Genomic DNA, 22,400 nt, shown 5'->3' on the forward strand with positions numbered 1-22,400 from the left:
AGGACGTGATAGCCTGCGATAAGCTTCGGGGAGCTGGCAAATGAGCTGTGATCCGGAGATTTCCGAATGGGGAAACCCACCCGCGAGGGTATCGCGCACTGAATACATAGGTGTGCGAGGCGAACCGAGTGAACTGAAACATCTAAGTAGCTCGAGGAAAAGACATCAACCGAGATTCCGAGAGTAGTGGCGAGCGAAATCGGAGGAGCCTTCTAGTGATAGCATGGGACTTAACAGAACAGTCTGGAAAGGCTGGCCATAGTGGGTGATAGCCCCGTATGTGAAAAGGCCTGTGTGGTACTGAGCTAGAGAGAAGTAGGGCGGGACACGCGAAATCCTGTCTGAAGATGGGGGGACCATCCTCCAAGGCTAAATACTCATCATCGACCGATAGTGAACAAGTACCGTGAGGGAAAGGCGAAAAGAACCCCGGGAGGGGAGTGAAATAGATCCTGAAACCGCATGCTTACAAAAAGTCGGAGCCCGCAAGGGTGACGGCGTACCTTTTGTATAATGGGTCAGCGACTTACATTCAGTGGCAAGCTTAACCGAATAGGGAAGGCGCAGGGAAACCGAGTCCGAACAGGGCGATTGAGTCGCTGGGTGTAGACCCGAAACCAGGTGATCTATCCATGGCCAGGATGAAGGTGCCGTAACAGGTACTGGAGGTCCGAACCCACTGGTGTTGCAAAACCAGGGGATGAGCTGTGGATAGGGGTGAAAGGCTAAACAAACCTGGAAATAGCTGGTTCTCTCCGAAAACTATTTAGGTAGTGCCTCAAGTATTACCTGCGGGGGTAGAGCACTGTTTTGGCTAGGGGGTCATGGCGACTTACCAAACCAAGGCAAACTCCGAATACCGCAGAGTACAGCTTGGGAGACAGAGCACCGGGTGCTAACGTCCGGACTCAAGAGGGAAACAACCCAGACCGCCAGCTAAGGTCCCTAAAATTGGCTAAGTGGGAAACGAAGTGGGAAGGCTAAAACAGTCAGGATGTTGGCTTAGAAGCAGCCATCATTTAAAGAAAGCGTAATAGCTCACTGATCGAGTCGTCCTGCGCGGAAGATGTAACGGGGCTCAAGCCGGTTACCGAAGCTGCGGATGCACAGCGCAAGCTGTGCGTGGTAGGAGAGCGTTGTGTAAGCCTGTGAAGGTGGCTTGTGAAGGCTGCTGGAGGTATCACAAGTGCGAATGCTGACATGAGTAGCGTTAAAGCGGGTGAAAAGCCCGCTCGCCGTAAGCGCAAGGTTTCCTACGCAACGTTCATCGGCGTAGGGTGAGTCGGCCCCTAAGGCGAGGCAGAGATGCGTAGCTGATGGGAAGCAGGTCAATATTCCTGCACCGGCTGCAAGTGCGATGTGGGGACGGATCTTAATAGGTTATCCGGCGGTTGGAAGTGCCGGTTTAGACAGAAGTAGGCGTTGGGTAGGCAAATCCGCCCAGCATATACCGAGGCTGTCGATCGAGCGAGCTTGTCTTGCGAAGTAACCGAACGGGGTCCCGGGAAAAGCCACTAAGCTTCAGCTTGCAGTCGACCGTACCGCAAACCGACACTGGTGCGCGAGATGAGTATTCTCAGGCGCTTGAGAGAACTCGGGAGAAGGAACTCGGCAAATTGACACCGTAACTTCGGAAGAAGGTGTGCCCTAGTAGTGTGTAGAGAGCATCGAAGCATGAATGGGTTGCAAAAAATAGGTGGCTGCGACTGTTTACTAAAAACACAGCACTCTGCAAACACGAAAGTGGACGTATAGGGTGTGACGCCTGCCCGGTGCCGGAAGATTAATTGATGGGGTGCAAGCTCTTGATCGAAGTCCCGGTAAACGGCGGCCGTAACTATAACGGTCCTAAGGTAGCGAAATTCCTTGTCGGGTAAGTTCCGACCTGCACGAATGGCGTAACGATGGCCACACTGTCTCCTCCCGAGACTCAGCGAAGTTGAAATGTTTGTGATGATGCAATCTCCCCGCGGAAAGACGGAAAGACCCCATGAACCTTTACTGTAGCTTTGTATTGGACTTTGAACGGATCTGTGTAGGATAGGTGGGAGGCTTTGAAGGGCGGATGCCAGTTCGCCTGGAGCCGACGTTGAAATACCACCCTGGTGCGTTTGAGGTTCTAACCTGGCCCCCTGAATCGGGGGTGGGGACAGTGCATGGTAGGCAGTTTGACTGGGGCGGTCTCCTCCCAAAGCGTAACGGAGGAGTTCGAAGGTACGCTAGGCACGGTCGGACATCGTGCTCATAGTGCAATGGCATAAGCGTGCTTAACTGCGAGACTGACAAGTCGAGCAGATGCGAAAGCAGGACATAGTGATCCGGTGGTTCTGTATGGAAGGGCCATCGCTCAACGGATAAAAGGTACTCTGGGGATAACAGGCTGATACCGCCCAAGAGTTCATATCGACGGCGGTGTTTGGCACCTCGATGTCGGCTCATCTCATCCTGGGGCTGTAGCCGGTCCCAAGGGTATGGCTGTTCGCCATTTAAAGAGGTACGTGAGCTGGGTTTAAAACGTCGTGAGACAGTTTGGTCCCTATCTTCCGTGGGCGCTGCAGATTTGAGGAAGCCTGCTCCTAGTACGAGAGGACCGGAGTGGACGCACCTCTGGTGTACCGGTTGTCACGCCAGTGGCATCGCCGGGTAGCTATGTGCGGAAGAGATAACCGCTGAAAGCATCTAAGCGGGAAACTCGTTCCAAGATGAGATCTGCCGGGGCCTCGAGCCCCCTGAAGGGTCGTTGTAGACCACGACGTTGATAGGCTGGGTGTGTAAGCGCAGCAATGCGTTGAGCTAACCAGTACTAATGGCCCGTGCGGCTTGACCCTATAATTTTGATCGCAAGATCACAGCGAGAATGCATACGAGCCGTATCCACTCGGCGAAGATGCTCCAAGCGCAATCAAAATCGATTTCGACTCTATGAATACGCCGCACTGAGTGCCCTATGGCAGAGTGCTCAGAGCGGCAACCCGTTATGCCTGACGACCATAGCAAGTTGGTCCCACTCCTTCCCATCCCGAACAGGACAGTGAAACGACTTCGCGCCGATGATAGTGCAGATCCCTGTGTGAAAGTAGGTCATCGTCAGGCTGTTATGTGCCGATACCCCGGATCCCGTTCACAGCGGGTCCGGGGTTTTCGTTTTTCTGTGGTAATGACATGAACCGATCCTGGCCTCGCTATACCCGCGGCGCGCAGTTGCCAGCGCTGCTCGATGAACGCATCATGATCCTGGACGGGGCGATGGGAACCATGATCCAGCGTTTCAAGCTTGGGGAAGCGCAGTACCGTGGTGATGGAATGGATTTGCCCCCTGCTCTGCAGGCGCGTTTGCGTGACCATCCCGGCGAGGTCAAGGGCAACAATGAATTGTTGAGCTTGAGTCGGCCTGACGTCATCCGTCAAATCCATGAAGGCTATTTGGCGGCAGGGGCCGACATCATCGAAACCAATACCTTCGGTGCGACGACGATTGCACAGGACGATTACCGCATGGCGTCGTGGGTGCGTGAGATGAACGTTGCGTCGGCGCGCCTGGCCCGAGAAATGTGTGACCGTTTTTCGACCATCGACAAACCGCGTTTCGTCGCCGGAGCCTTGGGGCCAACTCCGAAAACCGCCAGCATCAGCCCGGATGTGAATGATCCTGGGGCGCGCAACGTGACGTTTGATCAGTTGGTCGCCGCTTACGAAGAACAGGTGGAGGCACTGGTCGAGGGGGGGGTGGACCTGCTGCTGGTTGAAACCATTTTCGATACGCTCAATGCCAAGGCGGCGCTGTTTGCCATCGAGTCGTGCTTCGAACGCACCGGGGAATGCCTGCCGATCGTGGTCAGCGGGACAGTGACCGACGCTTCGGGGCGACTGCTCAGTGGGCAGACCGTCGGGGCTTTTTGGGCCAGTGTTCGTCACGTTCGCCCGTTGGCTGTGGGGTTGAATTGTGCGCTAGGGGCTGCGCTGATGAAGCCCTATGTGCAGGAGCTTTCGCGAATCGCACAGGACACGTTCATTTCCTGCTATCCCAATGCCGGACTGCCGAATCCGATGAGTGAGACGGGTTTTGATGAAACACCGGCTGACACGTCTCGGCTGTTGCACGAGTTTGCGGCGCAAGGGTTGGTCAATATCGTGGGGGGGTGTTGTGGCACGACGCCGGACCACATTGCGGCGATCGGGCGCTCTGTGCAAGGTGCTGAGCCGAGGCGAGGGCCGTTCAGGCATTATGTTTGATCTGTGGCCGGTCCGTGAAATGGGGTCAACTCCGTGCAGTCAAGGACGTGGGCACTATACTGTGACCACTGTGCAGCGCCATTGTCTGGGTTTGGGCATATCCTGGGTCCCATGAATCTCGATCGCCTTCGTCTTGATGCTGTGCTCGCCTTGTTGGAGCGGGCCGGCCAGCCGTTGCCGGATCGAGCGTCCACTACAGAAGAGGATTTTGTCCAGATCCTGCTCGATGGTTTGTGCGAACTGTCCACCACGGATCCGATGACGGGGCTGTTGAACCGCCGGGCTTTTCTGTGGGTACTGGAGCAAGAGCTGGATCGGGTGGCCCGGGGCGGTGAACATGCCTTGCTGCTGGCAGTCGATATTGACCATTTCAAATGTGTGAACGATACCTATGGACATCTGGTGGGTGACCAGGTGATCCGGGCCGTGGCCGAGGCTTTGAAGGGGTGTGTGCGGCCGATGGATACCGTGGCTCGCATCGGCGGTGAGGAGTTCTGCATTGCCTGTCCCAGTTGCTCGCCGTCGTTCGCGCCGGTGGTCGCTGAACGGGTTCGGACGGCGGTTGCGGCGCGGCAGTTCGCGATCGAAGCCGGGCTGGAACTTTCGGTCACGGTGAGTTGTGGAGGTGCCTTTGCCACACCTTGGATTCGTGGCGCTGTCAATGACTGGCTGGAGCGGGCCGACCAGCAGCTTTACCGGGCCAAACGGGAAGGGCGCAACTGTGTGCGCCTTGAAGAGATGCTGAGTACCGACGTCAGCGCGGAAGAAAAAGGCCTGCTGCTTGGCCTCGGACAGACCGCGCCCCTTATGATCGAAAATCGCAAAAATGCTTGATGCGCAAGGACTGTTTCGATGACCGTTGACCGTCCCGAATCCGTGACCTACCCCACTGATGAGGGGGTGTTGCTGCGGCCGGCCAAGGGCAAGGTGATTGCCGTGACCAGTGGCAAAGGGGGGGTCGGGAAAACCTTTGTTTCGGCCAATCTCGCTGCGGCACTGACACGACGCGGGCTCAAGGTCCTGGTGCTGGATGCTGACTTGGGTTTGGCGAATCTCGATGTCGTGCTCAACTTGTATCCGAAGTTGACTTTGCACGATGTGTTCACCGGCAAGGCCACCCTGGACGATGCGATTCTCAAGGCGCCAGGTGGATTTTCGGTGATCCTCGCCGGTTCTGGCATGGTGGAGTATTCGCGGCTGACGCCTGAGGTGCGTGAAGACTTCCTCGCGCTGATGACCGAAGTGGTGCCCAGGTACGATGTGGTGCTGCTCGACACCGGCGCAGGCATTTCAGATGTGGTCTTGTTTGCCTTGTCCCTGGCCTCGGAGGTGCTGCTGGTGGCGACACCTGAGCCCACCTCGCTGACGGATGCCTACGCCACCATCAAGGTGTTGGCCAAGCAGCAACGGCGCCAGCGCATCCGTATCCTGGTCAACCAAGCGTCCCGTCCAGGTGACGGCAAGGCCATTACCACGCAGCTACAGACGGTGCTGAACCGGTTTGTCGGGACGAGTCAGAAAATGCCGACTGGGGAGGCACTGCCGGGGATACGCTTGGTGCATGTCGGGGATATTCCGGCGGATGCTGCGGTGAAAGAGGCGGTGATGCGGCGGCAACTGTTGCTGACTCAGACACCAGGCTCGCCGGCCGCTCTGGCTGTGACTCAGATCGCGGGGCGCTTGGTCGAAACGGTCATCCGCCCTGATGGGCACACCTGAAGACGATGGGGGCGCGGCTGACGGCTGTCAGGAAGAGGACTGCGCCGCCCGTTGCCGCAGAACGAAGCGTTGCAGCTTGCCGGTTTCGGTCCGGGGCAGGGCCGGTAGGAATTCGATTTCGCGGGGGTATTTGTACGGGGCCAATATGTGCTTGACGTGATCTTGCAGCGCCTTGACGAGTTGGGCGTCGCCAGTGTGGCCGGGCTTGAGCACGCAGTAGGCCTTGATGATCATGCCTCGTTCGGGGTCGGGCTTGCCCACCACCCCGCATTCCGCGACTGCCGGGTGTTTGAGCAGGGCATCTTCGACTTCCGGTCCGCCGACGTTGTAGCCAGCGGTGATGATCATGTCGTCGGTGCGGGCCTGGTAGAAAAAGTAGCCATCCGCATCCTGGACGAAAGCATCGCCCGGATGGTTCCATCCTTGGCGGACGTATTGGGTTTGCCGGGCATCGTCCATGTAGCGGCAACCGGTGGGGCCGATGACGGCCAGTTTGCCGACGGTGCCTCGTGGGACTTCCCGACCTTCTTCGTCCACCACCTTGGCCTGATAGCCCGGGACCACTTTGCCGATGGCACCGCGGCGCACATCGGGGCTAGCCGAGGAAATGAAGATGTGAAACATCTCGGTCGCGCCAATGCCGTCGATGATCTCGATGCCGGTGGCGTCTTTCCAGAGTTGGCGCGTGGCATCGGGCAGGCTTTCGCCGGCGCTGACACTCTTGCACAGACTCGGCAGGCCATGTTGCTTGGCAAAGGGGGCCATTTGCCGATAGAAGGTGGGGGCGGTATAGCAGACGGTGACGCCTACGCGTGCCATGGTTTGCACCATGACTTCGGGCGTGTAGGGGACGCTGGGGAAATAGACGGAGGCGCCGGCCCACAGGGTGAAGATGAGCAGACCGCCGAGTCCGAAGGTGAAGGCCAGAGGTGGTGAGCCGGCGACGATGTCGCTGCTTCGCAGCTTCAGCACGTGCCGGGGCCAGGTTTCGCAAGAGGCGAGCACGTCGAGGTGGGTGTGCACGGCGGCTTTGGGTTTGCCGGTGGTGCCAGAGGTGAAGGCCAGCAACGCGATGTCGGTGGCTGCCGTGGGGCATGCCTGGAACGGGGCGGTGTAGGTGCTGGCCAGTACGTCGAGACTGGCGTGCGGATGGGGCGCAGGGGTGTCATGGGTATGGAAGACGGTCACAGGCAATGGGCAGCCGGATTCAGCGATCGCGCGGTCCAGCTCGTCGAGCAGGTGGGCATCGCACAGAGCCAGGCTGGGCTGGGCTTTGGCCATGATCTCGCCGAGTTCCTTCGCCCGCAGCAGCGGCATGGTGGCCACGGCGATCAGACCGGCTTTGACCACAGCCAGCCAAGTGAGTGCCATGGTGATGGAGTTGCCGCCGCGCAGCAACACCCGGTTGCCGGGCTGCAGACGGTAATGCTGGGTGAGTACGTGGGCGATGCGGTCCACTTCGACCAAAGCTTGCTCGTAGGTAAGGGTGCGTTCGTCGCTGCGCAGCATGGGTTGTGCCCCCCAGCCTTTGTGATGGACCGCTTCATCCAGCAGGCGCTCCACGAGGTTGAGTTGCGGCGGGAACTGCAGCTCGGGCAGGTCGTAGACCAGTTGCGGCCACTGCTCCTGTGGGGGCAGGCGGTCATGCACATAGCGGTCGGTCTGGGCGCTGGGGGCGGAGGCGACGGACATGGTGGACTCCAGCATAAGGACTCAGGGTTTCAGGATCGCCTTGCCGAGAATGAGCAGCTGCACCTCGGTGGCGCCTTCGTAGATGCGCAGGGATCGGATGTCTCGGTAGAGGCTTTCCACCTTTTGGCCGACGCGTACGCCCAAACCGCCGTGCAATTGCAAAGCCATGTCGATGACGCGCTGGGCGTTTTCGGTGGCGGTCATTTTGGCCATGGCGGCAGCGGCTGTGTAGGCGCGTGGCAAGGGCTGGTCGGCGGGTGCCGTGTCACGCATCCAGGCGGCACGGTAGGTCAGCAGCGCTGCGGCGTCAATGAGTGCACTCATTTCGCCGAGACGGGCCTGAGTGAGTTGGAAGTCGGCCAGGGTCTGGCCGAACATGCGACGTTGTCGGGCATGGGTGACGGCTTCGGCGAGGGCTCGCCGCGCCATGCCCAGGGCCGCAGCGGCGACGGACGCGCGAAAGATGTCGAGGGTCTGCATGGCGAGTTTGAAGCCGCCGTGCAAGGGACCGAGCAGGCTGTGGGCCGGCAGATGGCAGGCGTTGAAGCGTAGGGTGGCCAGGGGGTGCGGCGCCATGAGTTCGATGTGGTCGCTGCTGTCCAGCCCTGGGGTGGGGGCTGGGACGATGAATGCGCTGATGCCCCGGGCGCCAGCGTCGGGGTCGGTCTTGGCGAAAGTGACGTAAAAGTCCGCGAGGCCGCCGTTGCTGATCCAGGTTTTGGTGCCGTCGAGTCGCCAGTCGTCATCGATTCGGGTGGCGCGGGTGCGCATGGCGGCGACGTCGGAGCCGGCATCCGGTTCGCTCAGGGCAAAGGCAGCGATCTGTTCGCCACGGGCCACCGCCGGCAGATGAGCGGCCCGCTGCGCGGGGGTGCCGGCCAGGGTGATGGCGCCCGAGCCGAGCCCTTGCATGGCGAAGGCGAAATCGGCAAGCGGCGAGTAGAAAGCCAAGGTTTCACGCAACAGGACGAGGGCGCGCGAGTCCAATCGCGGCAGGGCGCCGCCGTGTTCCGCGGGGACGCAGTAGCGCAGCCAGCCCGCAGTACCGAGCCGACGTACCCAGTCGCGGCAGGCGGCACGGTCGTCGCGCTCGTCCACGGTTTGTTCGCCGGCCCAGGTGGCCAGGGCGGGAGCGAGCTGGCGATGGGGGGCGTCGAAAAAGGGGAGATCCAGATGCGCCAGGGACGGCGCGATCTCGATCGGCACAGGAGGGTGGGGGTTCTCAAAAGCAACCACGGGCTCAGTCTCCTTCGAACACCGGGCGCTGCTTGGAGGCGAAGGCCTCGAAGGCGCGGCGGAAGTCCTGCGTCTGCATGCAGATGGACTGGGCCTGGGCTTCGGCCTCGATGGCTTGGTCGATGGTCATGCTCCATTCTTGGTGCAGCATGGTTTTGGTCATGCCGTGAGCGAAGGTGGGGCCATGGGCCAGTTCGGTGGCCAGTGTGCGGGCGGCGTCGTGCAGCGCTTCGGGTTCGTGGAGGTCGTTGAAAAAGCCCCAGTTCAGACCCTCCTGGGCGGTCATGGCGCGACCGGTGAACAGCAGTTCGCTGGCCCGCCCCTGCCCGATGACGCGTGGCAGCAGTGCACAGGCGCCCATATCGGCACCGGCAAGCCCGACGCGGGTGAACAGGAAAGCGGTCTTGCTGCGAGCGGTGCCCAAGCGCAAGTCGCTGGCCAGCGCCAGCATGGCGCCGGCACCGGCGCAGACGCCGTCAATCGCTGCGATCACGGGCTGCGGACAGGTCCGCATGGCTTTGACCACGTCGCCGGTCATACGGGTGAAGGCGAGCAACTCGGGCATGCTCATGCGGGTCAGCGGGCCGATGATCTCGTGCACATCGCCACCCGAGCAGAAATTGTCGCCCGCTCCGCACAGCACCACGGCACGGATATCGGTCGCATACGGCAGGGCGCGGAACCAGTCCCGCAGTTCGCCATAGGAGTCGAAGGTCAAGGGGTTCTTGCGCTCGGGGCGGTTCAGGGTGACGGTGGCGATGCCAGCCTCCACCTCGCACAGGAAGTGTCGCGTGGTCTGGGGGGCCAGTGCCCGGAATTGGGGGCGCATCGGGTTGTGGTCGGGGATGGGGTGTTTCATGGGATGGGCCTCAAATGGGCTTTGACTTTGCCCAGCAAGCGGTAGAGCTGGGCCGTATCGCGCTCGTTCAGGTGGCCGAAGGCGTTGACGATCCAGGCCTCATGGTGCTGGGCCATTTCGGCGAAGGCGGCATGACCCGCAGGGGTGAGTCGGACCCGGAAAGCTCGGCGGTCCTCCTCCACCTCCACCCGCTCGACCAAGCCCTCGGCCACCAGTTGATCGGTGATGCCGGTGACGTTTCCGCCCGTGACCATGAGGCGGGCCGAGAGCTCCTTCATCTTGAGGCCTTCGGGGTGCCGCTCGAGTTGGGCCATGAGGTCGAAACGGGGCAAGGTGGTGCCGAACCGTTCCCTCAGTCCGCTACGGATGCGTTTTTCGATGAGCTGGGTGCAGGTGAGCAGCCGTAGCCACAGACGTAAAGCCTCCGGGTGCTCGCTGTGCAGACGAGCTTCGAGGTCGAGAAGAGGGGTGTCGGACATTGTGGTTATGAGATCGGGACGGATCCTGGGTGGGCTGGATACACGGGCAGTAGGGCCGAGTGATGCGCGGATACTTTGGTTTAGGTTTAAACAAATTGTGGCCTCGTTGTGCCTGGATGGGGAGGGGGAATACCCTGATCTGGATCAAAGAGTGTGCGCAGCGGCTGTCCTGGCTCGGCGGCCGATGCCAAAATGGTGGCACTGATCGACCGCGACACAAGGAGAACACAATGGTGTACCGATTCAAGACCAAGGCCACGGGCGATGTGGTGATGCTGGAACAAAACGGCAAGCAGTTGTTGGAAATCCTGGGTAAGGATCCCAACGGACCAGGCATTTTGCTGGTGGAGCAGATGCCGGCTGCGATCGAGGCGATTCGCGCCGCGGTCTTGAAGGAGGAGGCCGATTTCGAACGCCGCAAGCAGGAGGCGATCGAGAAGGGTGAATACGTGCCTGACCCGGAGCGGGTGAGTCTGAGAACCCGCGTGGCGCCCTTTCTGGAGATGCTGGAGCACTGTCAGCGTGAGAACGCCGAGGTGGTCTGGGGCGTTTGAGCTGACGGCCGATCAGGGGCCGGACGCTGTCAGCGGCGTCAACCGGCCATGCCCGCCGGATCCTTGCCGACCGCTCGGTGACCGGATCGGCGAGGCAAATGTGTGGGGGCATGAAACGACAAAGCCCCCTGCCGCAGGACAAGGGGCTCCCATGCCAGGGCCGGTCAGGTCAGTCTGCGTACTGACCGGCAGCGTCGATGGCGGCCTTCAATTTGGTGATTTGATCAGCGACGAAGGCTTTGTGGCCTTCAGGGGTGACCCGGTTATCGGTGACGACGATAGCCCCCAAGGCTTCTTGTCGTTGAATGAACTCCGGGTCTTTGAGCGCGGCGCGCAGGGCTTCGTTGAGTTTTTTGGTCACGGCCGCTGGCGTGCCTTTGGGAGCATACAGACCGTGCCAGATGGTCAGGTTGAAGTCTTTCAGGCCCATTTCCTGTAGCGACGGATAGTGTTTGAGCACCGGGTGGTTGGACAGGGGGCGGGCGGTGGTCACGGCGAATGCCTTGATTCGACCGGCCTCGATTTGGCTGGTGGTGTTGGTGGTCTGGTCGCACATCACGTCCACCTGTCCACCGATGAGGGCGTTCATGGCCGGGGCGGTGCCGCCGAACGGAATGGTGGTCATGGCCTGGCCCGCTTTGATGGCGGATTGCCACATCAGGCCACAGATATGCGACGCGGAGCCCAGACCGGCATGCGCCAGATTGATTTTGCCGCTGTTGGCGCGGATGTAGTTTTCAAAATCGCGGTAGGTGTTGGCGGGCAACTGCGGCTTGCCAACCAGGGTCATGGGCACGTCATTGATCATGCCCAGATATTCGAAGTCCTCCAAGGCGTTGAACTGAAGACGGCGGTACAGGCCGGCGGTGGACGCCATGCCGATGTGCCAGACCAGCAGGGTATGACCATCGGGTGTGGCGCGAGCGGCGCGTGTGGCGCCGATGGTGCCACCGGCGCCAGCGGCGTTTTCCACCACGATGTTGGCGTTGCCCAGGTGTTTGCGCATGGCTTCGGCGAGCTGACGGGCGACGGTGTCGGTCGGGCCGCCTGCAGCAAACGGGACGATGAAGGTGATCGGCCTAGAGGGGAAGTCCTGCGCATAGGCGCCGATGGCCATCGTGGCCGCCGCGGCGACAGTGATCCACTTTTTCATGCGTGCCTCCTGAAAAGACAAAAAGAAGGTCTCATAATAGCCGAGCGACGGCTACGCGCCATCGCGGGGAACTACGTAGTCCGGGGTGAGGGAAATGACCGGGGTCAGTCGTAGCGGCGGGCGTCCTCGATCACCTTGCCATCGTTGGGCAGCGTCCCGGCACCGACCAGTACGGCCTGCCCGCGCAGCTTGGTCACTTCTCGCATGCTGTTTTCCAGCGCGGCGACGAGCGAGCGGCCGTTGTCTGGGAGCGGCTGGCGCGCCTCCACTTGAAGCACCATGCGATCGTCGGCCATTTCGCCGGAAACGACCAGGCGAGCCCGCAACACCTCGGGGTGCCGACGTACGATCTCGGCCACCTGGGAGGGATGGACGAACATACCCTTGACCTTGGTGGTCTGGTCGGCACGTCCCATCCAGCCCTTGATGCGGGTGTTGGTGCGCCCGGTCGGGCAGGTGCCTGGGAGGACCGCCGACAGATCGCCGGTGCCGAAGCGCACCAGCGGATAGTCGGGATTCAGCACGGTGACCACCACTTCGCCCACCTCGCCCTCGGCGACCGGATCCCCTGTTCCTGGACGCACGATTTCCAGGATCACTTGTTCGTCCAGCACCAAGCCTTCCCGGCTGGCGGTTTCGTAGGCGATGAGGCCGGCATCGGCGGTGGCGTAGCACTGGTAGGCGCAGATGCCGCGCTCGGCGAGCCAGTGGCGCAGCGAGGGAGGACAGGCTTCGCCCGAAACCAGCGCTTTGCGAATGGGCAGGACCAGACCGGCCTGTTCGGCCTTTTCCACCAAGATGCGCAGAAAACTGGGTGTGCCTGCGTATGCGGAGGGTTGGAGATCTTGCACCGCTGCGAGCTGCTGCTCGGTGTTGCCCACCCCGCCAGGGATGACGGTGCAGCCCAGCGCATGAGCGCCGCTTTCCATGATCCAGGCACCTGGAGTGAGGTGATAGCTGAAGCAGTTGTGTACCAGTTCACCGGCTTCGAAACCAGCCGCGGCCATGGCGCGCGCGGAGCGCCAGTAGTCGCGGGCATGTCCTTCCGGCTCGTAGATGGGGCCGGGCGACTGGAACACACGGCGCGCACCGGACGGCCTGAGCAGTCCTTTCCAGCCAATGGCCGAGAAGCCGCCGAACGGATCCCCCCCAGCGCGGCGGCTTGCCTGTTGCCGCTCCAGCAACTCGTGTTTGCGGACCACGGGCAGGCTGGCCAGGGCCTGGCGGCTGTTGATGCACTCCGGCTCGACCCCAGCCAACAGTTCGGCATAGGCGGCGCTGCTCGACTGGGCGTGTCGGATGTGGGCCGGCAAAGCAGCCATGAGGGCGGCTTCGCGGTCGGCGGGCGTGCGGGTTTCCAGGGCGTCGAAGTGGGTCGGCATGGCAGGGGCTAGGGGGTCGGGAGAATCGGGCAGCGTCAGGTATCAGGCCAGCCAGCGCTTGCGGCGCTTATAGCTCTTGACTTCCTTGAAGCTCTTGCGTTCGGAGCCGCCCATGCCGAGGTAGAACTCTTTGACGTCCTCGTTGTTGCGCAGGTCCTCGGCCTTCCCGTCCATCACGATGCGGCCACTTTCCATGATGTAGCCATAGTCGGCATAGCGCAGCGCCATGTTGGTGTTTTGTTCCGCCAGCAGGAAGGTCACTTTTTCCTTCTGGTTGAGGTCTTTCACGATCTCGAACACCTCTTCGACGATCTGCGGCGCCAAGCCCATGGAGGGCTCATCGAGCAGCACCACGCTGGGGTTGGCCATGAGTGCGCGGCCGATGGCACACATCTGCTGTTCACCGCCGGAGGTGTAGGCGGCCTGGCTGTGGCGGCGCGTTTTGAGCCGAGGGAAGTAGTTGTAAACCTTCTCCAGGTTGGCGTCCACCTCGGTTTTGTTGGTTCGTGTATAGGCGCCGGTGAGCAGGTTTTCCTCGATGGTCAGGTGCGCGAAGCAGTGGCGGCCCTCCATCACCTGCACCACGCCACGCTTGACCAGATCGGCGGGCGTGAGGTTTTCGATGCGTTCCCCGCGCAGCTCGATACTGCCTTTCGTGACTTCACCACGCTCACCCTTGAGCAGGTTGGACACGGCCCGCAGTGTCGTGGTTTTGCCGGCGCCGTTGCCGCCCAGGATCGCGGCGATCTGGCCTTCGGCCACCTGCAGGGACACGCCTTTGAGCACCAGGATCACGTGGTTGTAGATGACCTCGATGCCGTTGACGTTCAGAACGATGTTGGGTGTGCTCATGGATAAGACCTTGGAATGATGGCGCTGGACGACGAACCAGTCCTCGATGTCCCGGTGCGCGGGACGACCGGGGACTGGTGACTGGCGGCCGGCGCACGCCAGTCAAGCGGTCTGCCGTTGCAGACCGCGGTCAGGCCCGGGTCAGGATTGGCAATCCTGCGGTGTGCGGCGCTGGATCCCCTTCTCGGCTGCGTACCGGTCGGCGGCAGCGCGAACCATCGGTTTGATGATTTGTTCGTCAGCTTGCAGCCAGTCGCTGGTGAACTCCCATTTGGTGCCATCCCAGGTGTGGATGCGTGCCCAAGCCGCCCCCATGTGGTCCTGGCAGCTCGTGGAGATGGGGCGCATCACGCCCTTGAAGCCGAGGGCGTCGAGTTTGGCCTGGGTCAGGTCCAGGTTTTCCAACCCCCAGCGGACTTGCTCGGCGGTCATGACCTTGCCCTTGCCAAACCTCTCCTGGGCACGGCGCACGCCTTCGACGGCGAACATGGCACTCATCGCTCCGCGTACGTACAGCACCGAGCCGACCTCATCCCTCGGCCCCGTGCCCTGGCCATTGCCGTGCACCTTCTCCAGGATTTCCTTGATGAAGGGGGCATTCGGTTCGGCACCATGCTGCATGGTGACCGCGTTGTAGCCTTTGGCGCCCATGCCCACGTCTTTGACGTCGGGTTCAGCGCCGGCCCACCACACGCCATAGATCCTCTCGCGTGGGTAGCCGGTGGCCTGGGCTTCCTTGAGCAGGGTCGAGTTCATCACGCCCCAGCCCCAATTGATCACGTAGTCGGGGCGGTCACGGCGGATCTGTAGCCAGGTGGCCTTTTGTTCCACACCAGGGCTGGTGACGGGCAGCAGGCTCAGCTTGTAGCCGTGCATGGCGGCACGCTCCTGCAAGATGGGGATGGCCTCCTTGCCGAACGGGCTGTCGTGGTAGACCAGCGCGATGTGCTTGCCCTTGAGCTTGTCGAAACCGCCTTCTTTCTTGGCGATGTGCTGGATGATCACGTCACCGGCCACCCAGTAGGTGCCCGCCAGCGGGAAGTTCCACTTGAACACGCCGCCGTCCTGCGATTCGCTGCGACCGTAGCCAGCAGTGATCAGCGGGATCTTGTCGATCGGGGCTTTCTCGGTCAGCGCAAAGGTGATGCCGGTAGACAGCGGCTGGAACATGGTGGCGCCGCCATGCCTGCCTTTCAGGCGCTCGTAGCATTCCACGCCGCGGTCGGTGGCGTAGGCAGTTTCGCACTCTTCAAATAGGATTCTCACGCCGTTGATGCCGCCACGGGCGTTCGTCAGCTTGAGGTAGTCGACGAAGCCATTGGCCCAAGGCACGCCATTGGGGGCAAATGCACCGGTGCGGTACACCAGCACGGGGAAAAACTGCTCTTGGGCCTGCGCGTGGACGCTCGGCGCCACGAGCGCTGCGCTCATGGAAGTCACCGCGACGGCTGCGGCGAGGGCGAGGGAACGAAGCTTCATGGTTGTCTCCTATCGACGTGTGGTTGAAGCGAGGGGCGGGAAAACGGGGTCAGTGTGGGAAGGGCCAGATGCGCAATTTTTGCTTGCCAATGCTCCAGAGCTTGGCCAGGCCGTGCGGCTCCACGATCAGGAACCACACGATCAGCGCACCGAAGATCATGAATTCGGCGTGTGAAACCATGGCGGTAGAAATCGAGACGCCGACCAGTCCTCCCACCCACGGCAGGAACTGGTTCAGGAAAATCGGCAGGACCACGATGAAGGCGGCGCCGAAGAAGCTGCCCATGATGGAGCCCAGGCCGCCGATGATCACGATGAACAGAAGCTGGAACGAGCGCTCGATGCCGAAGGCCAGCGGCTCCCAGGCCCCCAGGTGCACAAAGCCCCAGAGTGCACCGGCCACGCCAATGATGAAGGAGCTCACGGCGAAGGCGCTGAGCTTGGCATACATCGGGCGGATGCCGATCACGGAGGCGGCTACGTCCATGTCGCGAATGGCCATCCACTCGCGGCCGATTGCCGAACGGACCAGGTTTTTGGCCAGCAGCGCAAACACCACCGTGAAGCCCAGGCAGAACAGATACTTCTCCATCGGAGTGTCGATGCGCCAGCCCAGCACCGACAGGTTGGACACCGCCACCGAGCCGGAGGTGCTGTAGTTGGTGAACCAGCCGATGCGGGCGAATGCCCAGTCAAAGAAGAACTGGGCCGCCAGTGTTGCCACCGCCAGGTACAACCCCTTGACCCGCAGGCTGGGGATGCCGAAGATGATGCCGGCCAGCATGGAAAAGAAGCCACCGGCCAGCAGGGCCACGATCAGCGGCATGCCGTCGATGCGGACGAAGGTGTTGTAGGCCATGTATGCGCCCACCGCCATGAAGGCACCCGAGCCCAGTGAGATCTGGCCGCAGTAGCCGACCAGAATGTTGACCCCGATGGCCGCCAACGACAGGATCAGGAACGGAATGAGGATGGCGCGGAACAGGTATTCGTCTGCCAGCAGCGGAACTGCCACGGCGGCGAATGCCACGATGCCCATGATGGCCAGGCGGTCCTGGAGAATGGGGAAGATTTGCTGGTCAGCCTGGTACGAGGTCTTGAACTGGCCGTTTTCTCTGTAAAACATGTGTTATCTCCTCACACCCGGTCAATGATCTTCTCGCCGAACAGGCCCTGCGGGCGGAACAGCAAGAACACGAGCGCCAGCACATAGGCAAACCAGGTTTCGATGCCGCCACCCACCAGCGGCCCGAGGTACACCTCGGAGAGCTTTTCCCCCATGCCGATGATCAGCCCGCCGATGATGGCCCCCGGAACCGAGGTGAGGCCGCCGAGGATGATCACAGGCAAGGCCTTGAGCGCGACGGTGGTCAGCGAAAACTGCACGCCGATCTTGGATCCCCAGATGATGCCGGCGACCAGAGCCGTGATGCCGGCGACGAACCACACGATGACCCACATCCGGCCCAGGGGAATGCCGATGGACTGGGCGGCCTGGTGGTCGTCGGCCACGGCACGCAGGGCGCGTCCGGTGCCGGTTTTCTGGAAGAACAGCGTCAGTGCGGCGACCAGGACGGCGGCAACGCCAGCCGCGAAGAAGTCCTCCTTGTTGATCAGCAAACCCCCTTCAAATACCCCGTCGAGGATGAAGATCGGCTCCTTGGGCATGCCCACGTCGATCGAATAGACCGAGCTGCCGAAAATGGTCTGACCGAAGCCGTCGAGGAAGTAGGTGATCCCCAGCGTAGCCATCAAGAGGGTGACGCCTTCCTGGTTGACGAGGTGGCGTAGCACCAGCCGCTCCACCAGCCAGGCGAAGGCCAGCATGCAGGCCGTCGCGAGCAGGAATGCGATGACGTTGGCCAGCAGCTTGCTCTCGAAGCCGAACCATTGCGGCACCCATTCCGAGAAACGGGCCATGGCCAGGGCGGCGAACAGCACCATCGCCCCCTGGGAGAAGTTGAACACCCCTGACGCCTTGAAGATGAGCACGAAGCCCAGCGCCACCAGCGAATACAACATGCCGGCCATCAGGCCGCCTATGAGCGCTTCGATGAAAAATCCCATGTCCTGTCTCCTCAGTGGCTGGTGCCCAGGTAGGCGCTGATCACGTCTTCGTTGTTGCGCACTTCGTCGGGCGTGCCGTCACCGATCTTCTTGCCGTAGTCCAGCACGACCACACGGTCGGAAATGTCCATCACCACGCCCATGTCGTGTTCGATCAGCACGATGGTGGTGCCGAATTCGTCGTTCACGTCGAGGATGAAGCGGCACATGTCCTGCTTCTCTTCCACGTTCATGCCGGCCATGGGCTCGTCGAGCAGCAACACCTGCGGCTCCATGGCCAGGGCCCGGCCCAGGTCCACGCGCTTCTGCAGGCCATAGGGCAGCTGGCCCACGGGCGTCTTGCGGTAGGCCTGGATTTCGAGGAAGTCGATGATGTGCTCGACCTTTTCCCGGTGGGCCACTTCTTCCTTCTCGGCCGGGCCGATGCGCAACGCCTGCAGAAAGATGTTGCTCTTGATGCGCAGGTTGCGACCGGTCATGATGTTGTCGATCACGCTCATGCCCTTGAACAGGGCCAGGTTTTGGAAGGTGCGGGCGATGCCCATTTCCGCGACCTGCCGGCTGTTCATGTGCTTGAAGGTCTGGCCGCGGAAGGTGATCGAGCCTTCCTGGGGCTTGTAGACGCCGTTGATGCAGTTGAGCATCGAGCTCTTGCCGGCGCCGTTGGGGCCGATGATGGCGCGGATTTCGTGTTCCTTCACGTTGAAGGAGATGTCGGTCAGCGCCTTGACGCCGCCGAAGCGCAGACTGATGTTCTGGACGTCCAGGATGACGTCACCCACTTTTTTGTGTGCCATGGTGTGCTCTCTTGCGGTGCGGTGGGCCTGGCGTCAGGCGGCCTTTTGGACCGGGGCGAAGGTTTTCGCGTCCATGAGCTTGAGCGTGGCGCTGACCTTGCCGGTGCGGCCGTCCTCGAACTTCACCTGGGTCTCGATGAACTGCTCGGATTTGCCTTCGTACAGAGCATCGACCAGCACCTTGTACTTGTCACCAATGAAGCCGCGCCGGACCTTGTTGGTGCGGGTGAGCTCGCCGTCGTCGGCGTCCAGCTCCTTGTGCAGGATCAGGAAACGGTGAATCTGGCTGCCGGCCAGCAGGGCGTCGCGGCTGAGGTCGGCATTGACCTTTTCCACGCAGTCCTTGATGAGCTGATAGACCTCGGGCTTCTGGGCCAGGTCGGTGTAGCCGGCGTAGGGCAGGCCGCGCCGCTCGGCCCAGTTGCCGACGGCCTCGAAGTCGATGTTGATCATCACGCACACTTTTTCGCGTCCGTCCCCATAAGCCACCGCTTCCTTGATGTGCGAGAAGAATTTGAGCTTGTTCTCCACATACTTGGGCGCGAACATGGCACCGTCGTTCGCGCCGCCCTTGATGCGGCCCACGTCCTTGACGCGGTCGATGATCTTCAGATGTCCGGAGGCGTCGATGAAGCCAGCGTCGCTGGTGTGGTACCAGCCGTCCTCGGTGAGCACCTCGCGGGTGGCCTTTTCGTTCTTGTAGTATTCCTTGAGCAGACCGGGCGATTTCACCAGGATTTCCCCGTTGTCGGCCAGTTTGATCTCGACGCCCTCGCAAGGTACACCCACCGTGTCGGCGCGCACCTCATGGTCGGGTTGCAGACAGACGAACACGGCCGTCTCGGTGGAGCCGTAGAGCTGCTTGAGGTTGATGCCGATGGATCGGTAGAAGCTGAACAAGTCCGGGCCGATGGCCTCGCCGGCGGTGTAGGCCACGCGCACGCGGCTGAAACCCAGGGTGTTGCGCAGCGGGCCGTACACGAGGAGGTTGCCGAGTCCGTACAGCAAGCGGTCCACGATGCCCACCGGCTTGCCGTCCATGAGGTCGGGGCCCACTTTGCGGGCCACGTTCATGAAGGCGTGGAACATCTTGCGTTTGAGGGCGCCCGCATCTTCCATGCGGATCATCACGCTGGTCAGCAGCCCTTCGAACACGCGCGGGGGCGCGAAGTAATAGGTGGGGCCGATCTCTTTGAGGTCGATCATCACCGTGTTGGAGGACTCGGGGCAGTTGACCACATAGCCACAGGCCAGCCACTGGGCATAGCTGAAGATGTTTTGCCCGATCCAGGCGGGGGGCAGGTAGGCCAACACCTCTTCCCGATCCGTGAGTTTGTCGAATTTGGCGCCGACTTCGGCCCGGTTGAGCAGGGTGTAGTGGGTGTGGACCACGCCCTTGGGGTTGCCGGTGGTGCCGGAAGTGAAGAACATGGCCGCCACGTCGTCGGGCTGGGCCTTGTCGATCTCTTCCTGGAAGAAGTCCGGATGCTCGTCTGCAAACACCTGGCCGGCCGCGATGACCTCCTTCAGGCCGGCCAGTCCGGGCTCGTCGTAGTTGCGCAGACCGCGAGGGTCGTCGAACAGGATGTGCGCAAGCTGCGGACACTGCTCGCGGATCTCGAGCATTTTGTCCACCTGCTCCTGGTCTTCCACCACGGCAAAGCGCACTTCAGCGTTGTTGATGGGAAAGACGCATTCGGCGGCGACGGCGTCCTGGTACAGCGGCACCGGGATGGCGCCCAGCGATTGGGCGGCCAGCATGGTGGCATACAGGCGGGGCCGGTTGGCGCCGATGACGACCAGATGCTCGCCGCGCTGCAGACCCAATTGGTGCAAGCCGCCCGCCAGGTGGCGCACCAGATCGGCCATTTGTTGCCAAGTGGTCGTCTGCCAAATGCCATATTCCTTTTCACGCATGGCGGCAGCGCCAGGGCGTTTGGCTGCGTGTTCCAGCAACAGCCGGGGGAACGTTGTCCGCATGTTGTCTCCTGTGGGCTCGGGCCAGCCACCGGGGGAGGGGCTGGCAGGATCTGATGCGGACTGTATGGCCAAGGTTTGACGTCGTGTTGTCCTTCCGTTGACAATCTGGGGTTATTACGCACTAGGAGTTTCCCTAGGTGTCTGCAGGAGGGATGTGCATGAGCCGGCGAAATGGTTTGCGGGAGCGGGCCCGGGCGCTCAGCGATGAGGAGTTCGCGTCGATTTCTTGGGTTCGACGATTGGCGCCGATCGAACAAGACAGGGCGCGGGATGCCATGGTGGTCACCTTGGCTCAGCCCGGGGACTACATTTGCCGGATCGGTCGGCCGGTCACTTACTGGTTTGGACTCATCGACGGGTTGCTGAAGATGAGCAACGACGACAGCCAGGGGCCGATCATGACCTTCGTTGGCTTGGCGCCGGGTGGCTGGTTCGGGGAGGGTACGGCACTGAAGCGCGAAATCTACCGCTACAACGTGCAGGCCTTGCGCAAGAGCCTGGTGGCGGGGCTGCCGGTCGAGACGTTTCACTGGCTGCTGGACCATTCCATCGGGTTCAACCGCTTCGTGATGTGGCAGCTCAACGAGCGCCTGGGCCAGTTCATCGCCGCCCGGGAGATCGATCGCATCACCGATCCGGACGTGCGTGTGGCGCGCAGCGTGGCCAATCTGTTCCATCCGGGGCTGTTCCCCGGCGTGGGGAGCATGCTGCGCATCACTCAGCAGGAACTGGCGTATCTGGTGGGCTTGTCTCGCCAGCGGGTGAACCAGGCGCTGGCGGTGCTCGACGAGGCCGGTCTGATCGAGGTGGTCTATGGGGGACTGAAGGTGCTCGATTTGACGCAACTGCGTTCTTTTGCCGGGCATCGACCCGACACCGTGGCAGGGCTGGGCCGATAATCCTCCCATCCATCATGTCTCCTACCCTGCGCCTGCCTCGTAGTCCCTCGTCTGCGCCGCCCCCGTTGCCAAAGCCGGGGGCAGGCGATTGCCGTTCCTCGTCGCCCGCCGACCCCGTGACCGTGCGGCTGAACAAGCGTTTGGCGGACATGGGGCTGTGCTCCCGTCGTGAGGCCGATGAGTGGATTGCCCGCGGCTGGGTACGTGTCAATGGGCGGCCGGCACAGACGGGCCAGTCCGTGACGCTGGCCGACCGGGTAGAGGTTGCAGCCGAGGCCGGCGAGCGGCAGCAGTCGCGCGTGACCATCTTGCTGCACAAGCCCGTGGGGTATGTGAGCGGCTTGCCGGAAGATGGTCACCAGAGCGCGGCGGTGCTGATTCGGCCGGGCACGCGCTGGCGGGAGGATCGGTCCCGGCGCCGCTTCGAGGCCGCCCACACACGAGGACTGGCCCCGGCAGGCCGACTGGATATCGACTCCACGGGATTGCTGGTGCTCACGCAGGACGGTCGCGTGGCCAAGGCGCTGATCGGGGCAGACTCCGAGGTCGAGAAGGAATATTTGGTGCGCGTGCAATGGGCCCCCCAAGGCCCACGAGGCGCTGGGGTGGTGGCGCAGAACGTGCAGGCGGTGTTCCCGGTCGAGCGGTTGGCCCTGCTGCGGCATGGCCTGTCGCTGGACGGGCAGCCCCTCAAACCCGCCCGGGTGGATTGGCAGAACCCGGAGCAGCTTCGGTTCGTGCTCCAGGAAGGGAAGAAGCGGCAGATTCGCCGCATGTGCGAGCAGGTGGGGCTGCATGTGGTGGGGCTCAAGCGCATCCGCATCGGCCGCATCACGCTGGGCCATCTCCCCCTGGGGCAGTGGCGCTATCTGGGTGAACACGAACGGTTTTGAAGGTTGGCGGTCTGGCTTGACCGGTGACTCTTGAATTTCGTGCAGGGGCACCCATGTGCGGGAAGTCTGCGTGCCGGTCCGTACTGCACGCGTGCTTGCTCTTTCAACCCACACAGACGCCGTTAC

The 22,400-nt window shown here is 61.9% G+C and carries 18 protein-coding genes and 2 rRNA genes (1 of these 20 running past the window's edge); 8 read left to right on the plus strand and 12 right to left on the minus strand.

Going from position 1 to position 22,400, the window contains the following annotated elements:
• The 5 genes from HZS63_RS05865 to HZS63_RS05885 all read left to right on the plus strand — a co-directional run.
• A 23S ribosomal RNA gene (locus HZS63_RS05865) occupies positions 1-2,828 on the plus strand; it begins 52 nt to the left of the window's first position.
• Between the two features lie 152 nt (positions 2,829-2,980).
• Positions 2,981-3,093: ribosomal RNA gene (gene rrf, locus HZS63_RS05870) — 5S ribosomal RNA — on the plus strand.
• A 69-nt stretch (positions 3,094-3,162) separates the two neighbouring features.
• Positions 3,163-4,233 (plus strand): homocysteine S-methyltransferase family protein, encoded by a 1,071-nt coding sequence (locus HZS63_RS05875; protein ID WP_180683113.1) that lies wholly within the window; start codon positions 3,163-3,165, stop codon positions 4,231-4,233.
• A gap of 111 nt (positions 4,234-4,344) precedes the next feature.
• A complete protein-coding gene (locus HZS63_RS05880) occupies positions 4,345-5,067 on the plus strand; it encodes a GGDEF domain-containing protein (protein ID WP_180683114.1) in 723 nt (240 codons plus the stop codon).
• 18 nt (positions 5,068-5,085) lie between these two features.
• Positions 5,086-5,952, plus strand: coding sequence for a MinD/ParA family protein (locus HZS63_RS05885; RefSeq protein ID WP_180683115.1), 867 nt, complete (start codon positions 5,086-5,088; stop codon positions 5,950-5,952).
• A gap of 27 nt (positions 5,953-5,979) precedes the next feature.
• On the opposite strand, the gene HZS63_RS05890 is transcribed toward HZS63_RS05885, so the two are convergent.
• The 4 genes from HZS63_RS05890 to HZS63_RS05905 are packed head-to-tail and all read right to left on the minus strand — an operon-like array spanning position 5,980 to position 10,218.
• Positions 5,980-7,644, minus strand: coding sequence for an AMP-binding protein (locus tag HZS63_RS05890; RefSeq protein WP_246316176.1), 1,665 nt, complete (start codon positions 7,642-7,644; stop codon positions 5,980-5,982).
• Between the two features lie 21 nt (positions 7,645-7,665).
• Positions 7,666-8,880 carry an acyl-CoA dehydrogenase family protein gene (locus tag HZS63_RS05895; RefSeq protein WP_343039956.1) on the minus strand — a complete coding sequence of 405 codons (1,215 nt, stop codon included), beginning with the start codon at positions 8,878-8,880 and terminating at the stop codon, positions 7,666-7,668.
• Positions 8,881-8,884: 4 nt separating this feature from the next.
• Positions 8,885-9,739, minus strand: coding sequence for an enoyl-CoA hydratase family protein (locus HZS63_RS05900; RefSeq protein WP_180683117.1), 855 nt, complete (start codon positions 9,737-9,739; stop codon positions 8,885-8,887).
• Positions 9,736-10,218, minus strand: a complete 483-nt coding sequence (locus HZS63_RS05905; RefSeq protein WP_180683118.1) for a MarR family winged helix-turn-helix transcriptional regulator — start codon at positions 10,216-10,218, stop codon at positions 9,736-9,738. Before HZS63_RS05905 ends, HZS63_RS05900 begins: the two co-directional genes overlap by 4 nt.
• A gap of 230 nt (positions 10,219-10,448) precedes the next feature.
• On the opposite strand from HZS63_RS05905, the gene HZS63_RS05910 reads away from it, so the two are divergent.
• Positions 10,449-10,772 (plus strand): DUF1840 domain-containing protein, encoded by a 324-nt coding sequence (locus tag HZS63_RS05910; RefSeq protein ID WP_180683119.1) that lies wholly within the window; start codon positions 10,449-10,451, stop codon positions 10,770-10,772.
• Positions 10,773-10,941: 169 nt separating this feature from the next.
• Here the strand turns inward: HZS63_RS05910 and HZS63_RS05915 are convergent, their stop codons facing one another.
• From HZS63_RS05915 to HZS63_RS05950, 8 genes are all read right to left on the minus strand, one after another.
• Positions 10,942-11,925 (minus strand): tripartite tricarboxylate transporter substrate-binding protein, encoded by a 984-nt coding sequence (locus HZS63_RS05915; protein ID WP_180683120.1) that lies wholly within the window; start codon positions 11,923-11,925, stop codon positions 10,942-10,944.
• Positions 11,926-12,029: 104 nt separating this feature from the next.
• Positions 12,030-13,307, minus strand: coding sequence for a phenylacetate--CoA ligase family protein (locus HZS63_RS05920; protein WP_180683121.1), 1,278 nt, complete (start codon positions 13,305-13,307; stop codon positions 12,030-12,032).
• A gap of 42 nt (positions 13,308-13,349) precedes the next feature.
• On the minus strand, positions 13,350-14,159 hold the full coding sequence (locus tag HZS63_RS05925; RefSeq protein ID WP_180683122.1) for an ABC transporter ATP-binding protein: 810 nt from the start codon (positions 14,157-14,159) through the stop codon (positions 13,350-13,352).
• A gap of 141 nt (positions 14,160-14,300) precedes the next feature.
• Positions 14,301-15,638 (minus strand): ABC transporter substrate-binding protein, encoded by a 1,338-nt coding sequence (locus tag HZS63_RS05930; protein WP_180683123.1) that lies wholly within the window; start codon positions 15,636-15,638, stop codon positions 14,301-14,303.
• Positions 15,639-15,687: 49 nt separating this feature from the next.
• Positions 15,688-16,764 carry a branched-chain amino acid ABC transporter permease gene (locus HZS63_RS05935; protein ID WP_180683124.1) on the minus strand — a complete coding sequence of 359 codons (1,077 nt, stop codon included), beginning with the start codon at positions 16,762-16,764 and terminating at the stop codon, positions 15,688-15,690.
• 11 nt (positions 16,765-16,775) lie between these two features.
• A complete protein-coding gene (locus tag HZS63_RS05940) occupies positions 16,776-17,705 on the minus strand; it encodes a branched-chain amino acid ABC transporter permease (protein ID WP_180683125.1) in 930 nt (309 codons plus the stop codon).
• Between the two features lie 11 nt (positions 17,706-17,716).
• Complete coding sequence (locus HZS63_RS05945) at positions 17,717-18,502, minus strand: ABC transporter ATP-binding protein (protein ID WP_180683126.1); 786 nt, start codon at positions 18,500-18,502, stop codon at positions 17,717-17,719.
• Positions 18,503-18,535: 33 nt separating this feature from the next.
• Positions 18,536-20,482: an AMP-dependent synthetase/ligase gene (locus HZS63_RS05950; RefSeq protein ID WP_180683127.1), complete on the minus strand. Its 1,947-nt coding sequence runs from the start codon at positions 20,480-20,482 to the stop codon at positions 18,536-18,538.
• A gap of 158 nt (positions 20,483-20,640) precedes the next feature.
• Between HZS63_RS05950 and HZS63_RS05955 the strand changes: the two genes are divergently transcribed.
• Together HZS63_RS05955 and HZS63_RS05960 are read left to right on the plus strand one after the other, a co-directional pair.
• On the plus strand, positions 20,641-21,381 hold the full coding sequence (locus tag HZS63_RS05955; RefSeq protein ID WP_180683128.1) for a Crp/Fnr family transcriptional regulator: 741 nt from the start codon (positions 20,641-20,643) through the stop codon (positions 21,379-21,381).
• A gap of 14 nt (positions 21,382-21,395) precedes the next feature.
• Positions 21,396-22,274 (plus strand): pseudouridine synthase, encoded by an 879-nt coding sequence (locus HZS63_RS05960; protein ID WP_180683129.1) that lies wholly within the window; start codon positions 21,396-21,398, stop codon positions 22,272-22,274.
• The last annotated feature ends 126 nt before the right edge of the window (positions 22,275-22,400 follow it).

This window comes from Tepidicella baoligensis (assembly GCF_013432195.1).
GTDB classification, from domain to species: Bacteria; Pseudomonadota; Gammaproteobacteria; order Burkholderiales; family Burkholderiaceae_C; genus Tepidicella; species Tepidicella baoligensis.

Coding starts and splice junctions, on each gene's coding strand:
- HZS63_RS05875 (WP_180683113.1), top strand. CDS start 3,163: ATGAACCGATCCTGGCCTCGCTATACCCGCGGCGCGCAGTTGCCAGCG.
- HZS63_RS05880 (WP_180683114.1), top strand. CDS start 4,345: ATGAATCTCGATCGCCTTCGTCTTGATGCTGTGCTCGCCTTGTTGGAG.
- HZS63_RS05885 (WP_180683115.1), top strand. CDS start 5,086: ATGACCGTTGACCGTCCCGAATCCGTGACCTACCCCACTGATGAGGGG.
- HZS63_RS05890 (WP_246316176.1), bottom strand. CDS start 7,644: ATGTCCGTCGCCTCCGCCCCCAGCGCCCAGACCGACCGCTATGTGCAT.
- HZS63_RS05900 (WP_180683117.1), bottom strand. CDS start 9,739: ATGAAACACCCCATCCCCGACCACAACCCGATGCGCCCCCAATTCCGG.
- HZS63_RS05905 (WP_180683118.1), bottom strand. CDS start 10,218: ATGTCCGACACCCCTCTTCTCGACCTCGAAGCTCGTCTGCACAGCGAG.
- HZS63_RS05910 (WP_180683119.1), top strand. CDS start 10,449: ATGGTGTACCGATTCAAGACCAAGGCCACGGGCGATGTGGTGATGCTG.
- HZS63_RS05915 (WP_180683120.1), bottom strand. CDS start 11,925: ATGAAAAAGTGGATCACTGTCGCCGCGGCGGCCACGATGGCCATCGGC.
- HZS63_RS05920 (WP_180683121.1), bottom strand. CDS start 13,307: ATGCCGACCCACTTCGACGCCCTGGAAACCCGCACGCCCGCCGACCGC.
- HZS63_RS05925 (WP_180683122.1), bottom strand. CDS start 14,159: ATGAGCACACCCAACATCGTTCTGAACGTCAACGGCATCGAGGTCATC.
- HZS63_RS05930 (WP_180683123.1), bottom strand. CDS start 15,638: ATGAAGCTTCGTTCCCTCGCCCTCGCCGCAGCCGTCGCGGTGACTTCC.
- HZS63_RS05935 (WP_180683124.1), bottom strand. CDS start 16,764: ATGTTTTACAGAGAAAACGGCCAGTTCAAGACCTCGTACCAGGCTGAC.
- HZS63_RS05940 (WP_180683125.1), bottom strand. CDS start 17,705: ATGGGATTTTTCATCGAAGCGCTCATAGGCGGCCTGATGGCCGGCATG.
- HZS63_RS05945 (WP_180683126.1), bottom strand. CDS start 18,502: ATGGCACACAAAAAAGTGGGTGACGTCATCCTGGACGTCCAGAACATC.
- HZS63_RS05950 (WP_180683127.1), bottom strand. CDS start 20,482: ATGCGGACAACGTTCCCCCGGCTGTTGCTGGAACACGCAGCCAAACGC.
- HZS63_RS05955 (WP_180683128.1), top strand. CDS start 20,641: ATGAGCCGGCGAAATGGTTTGCGGGAGCGGGCCCGGGCGCTCAGCGAT.
- HZS63_RS05960 (WP_180683129.1), top strand. CDS start 21,396: ATGTCTCCTACCCTGCGCCTGCCTCGTAGTCCCTCGTCTGCGCCGCCC.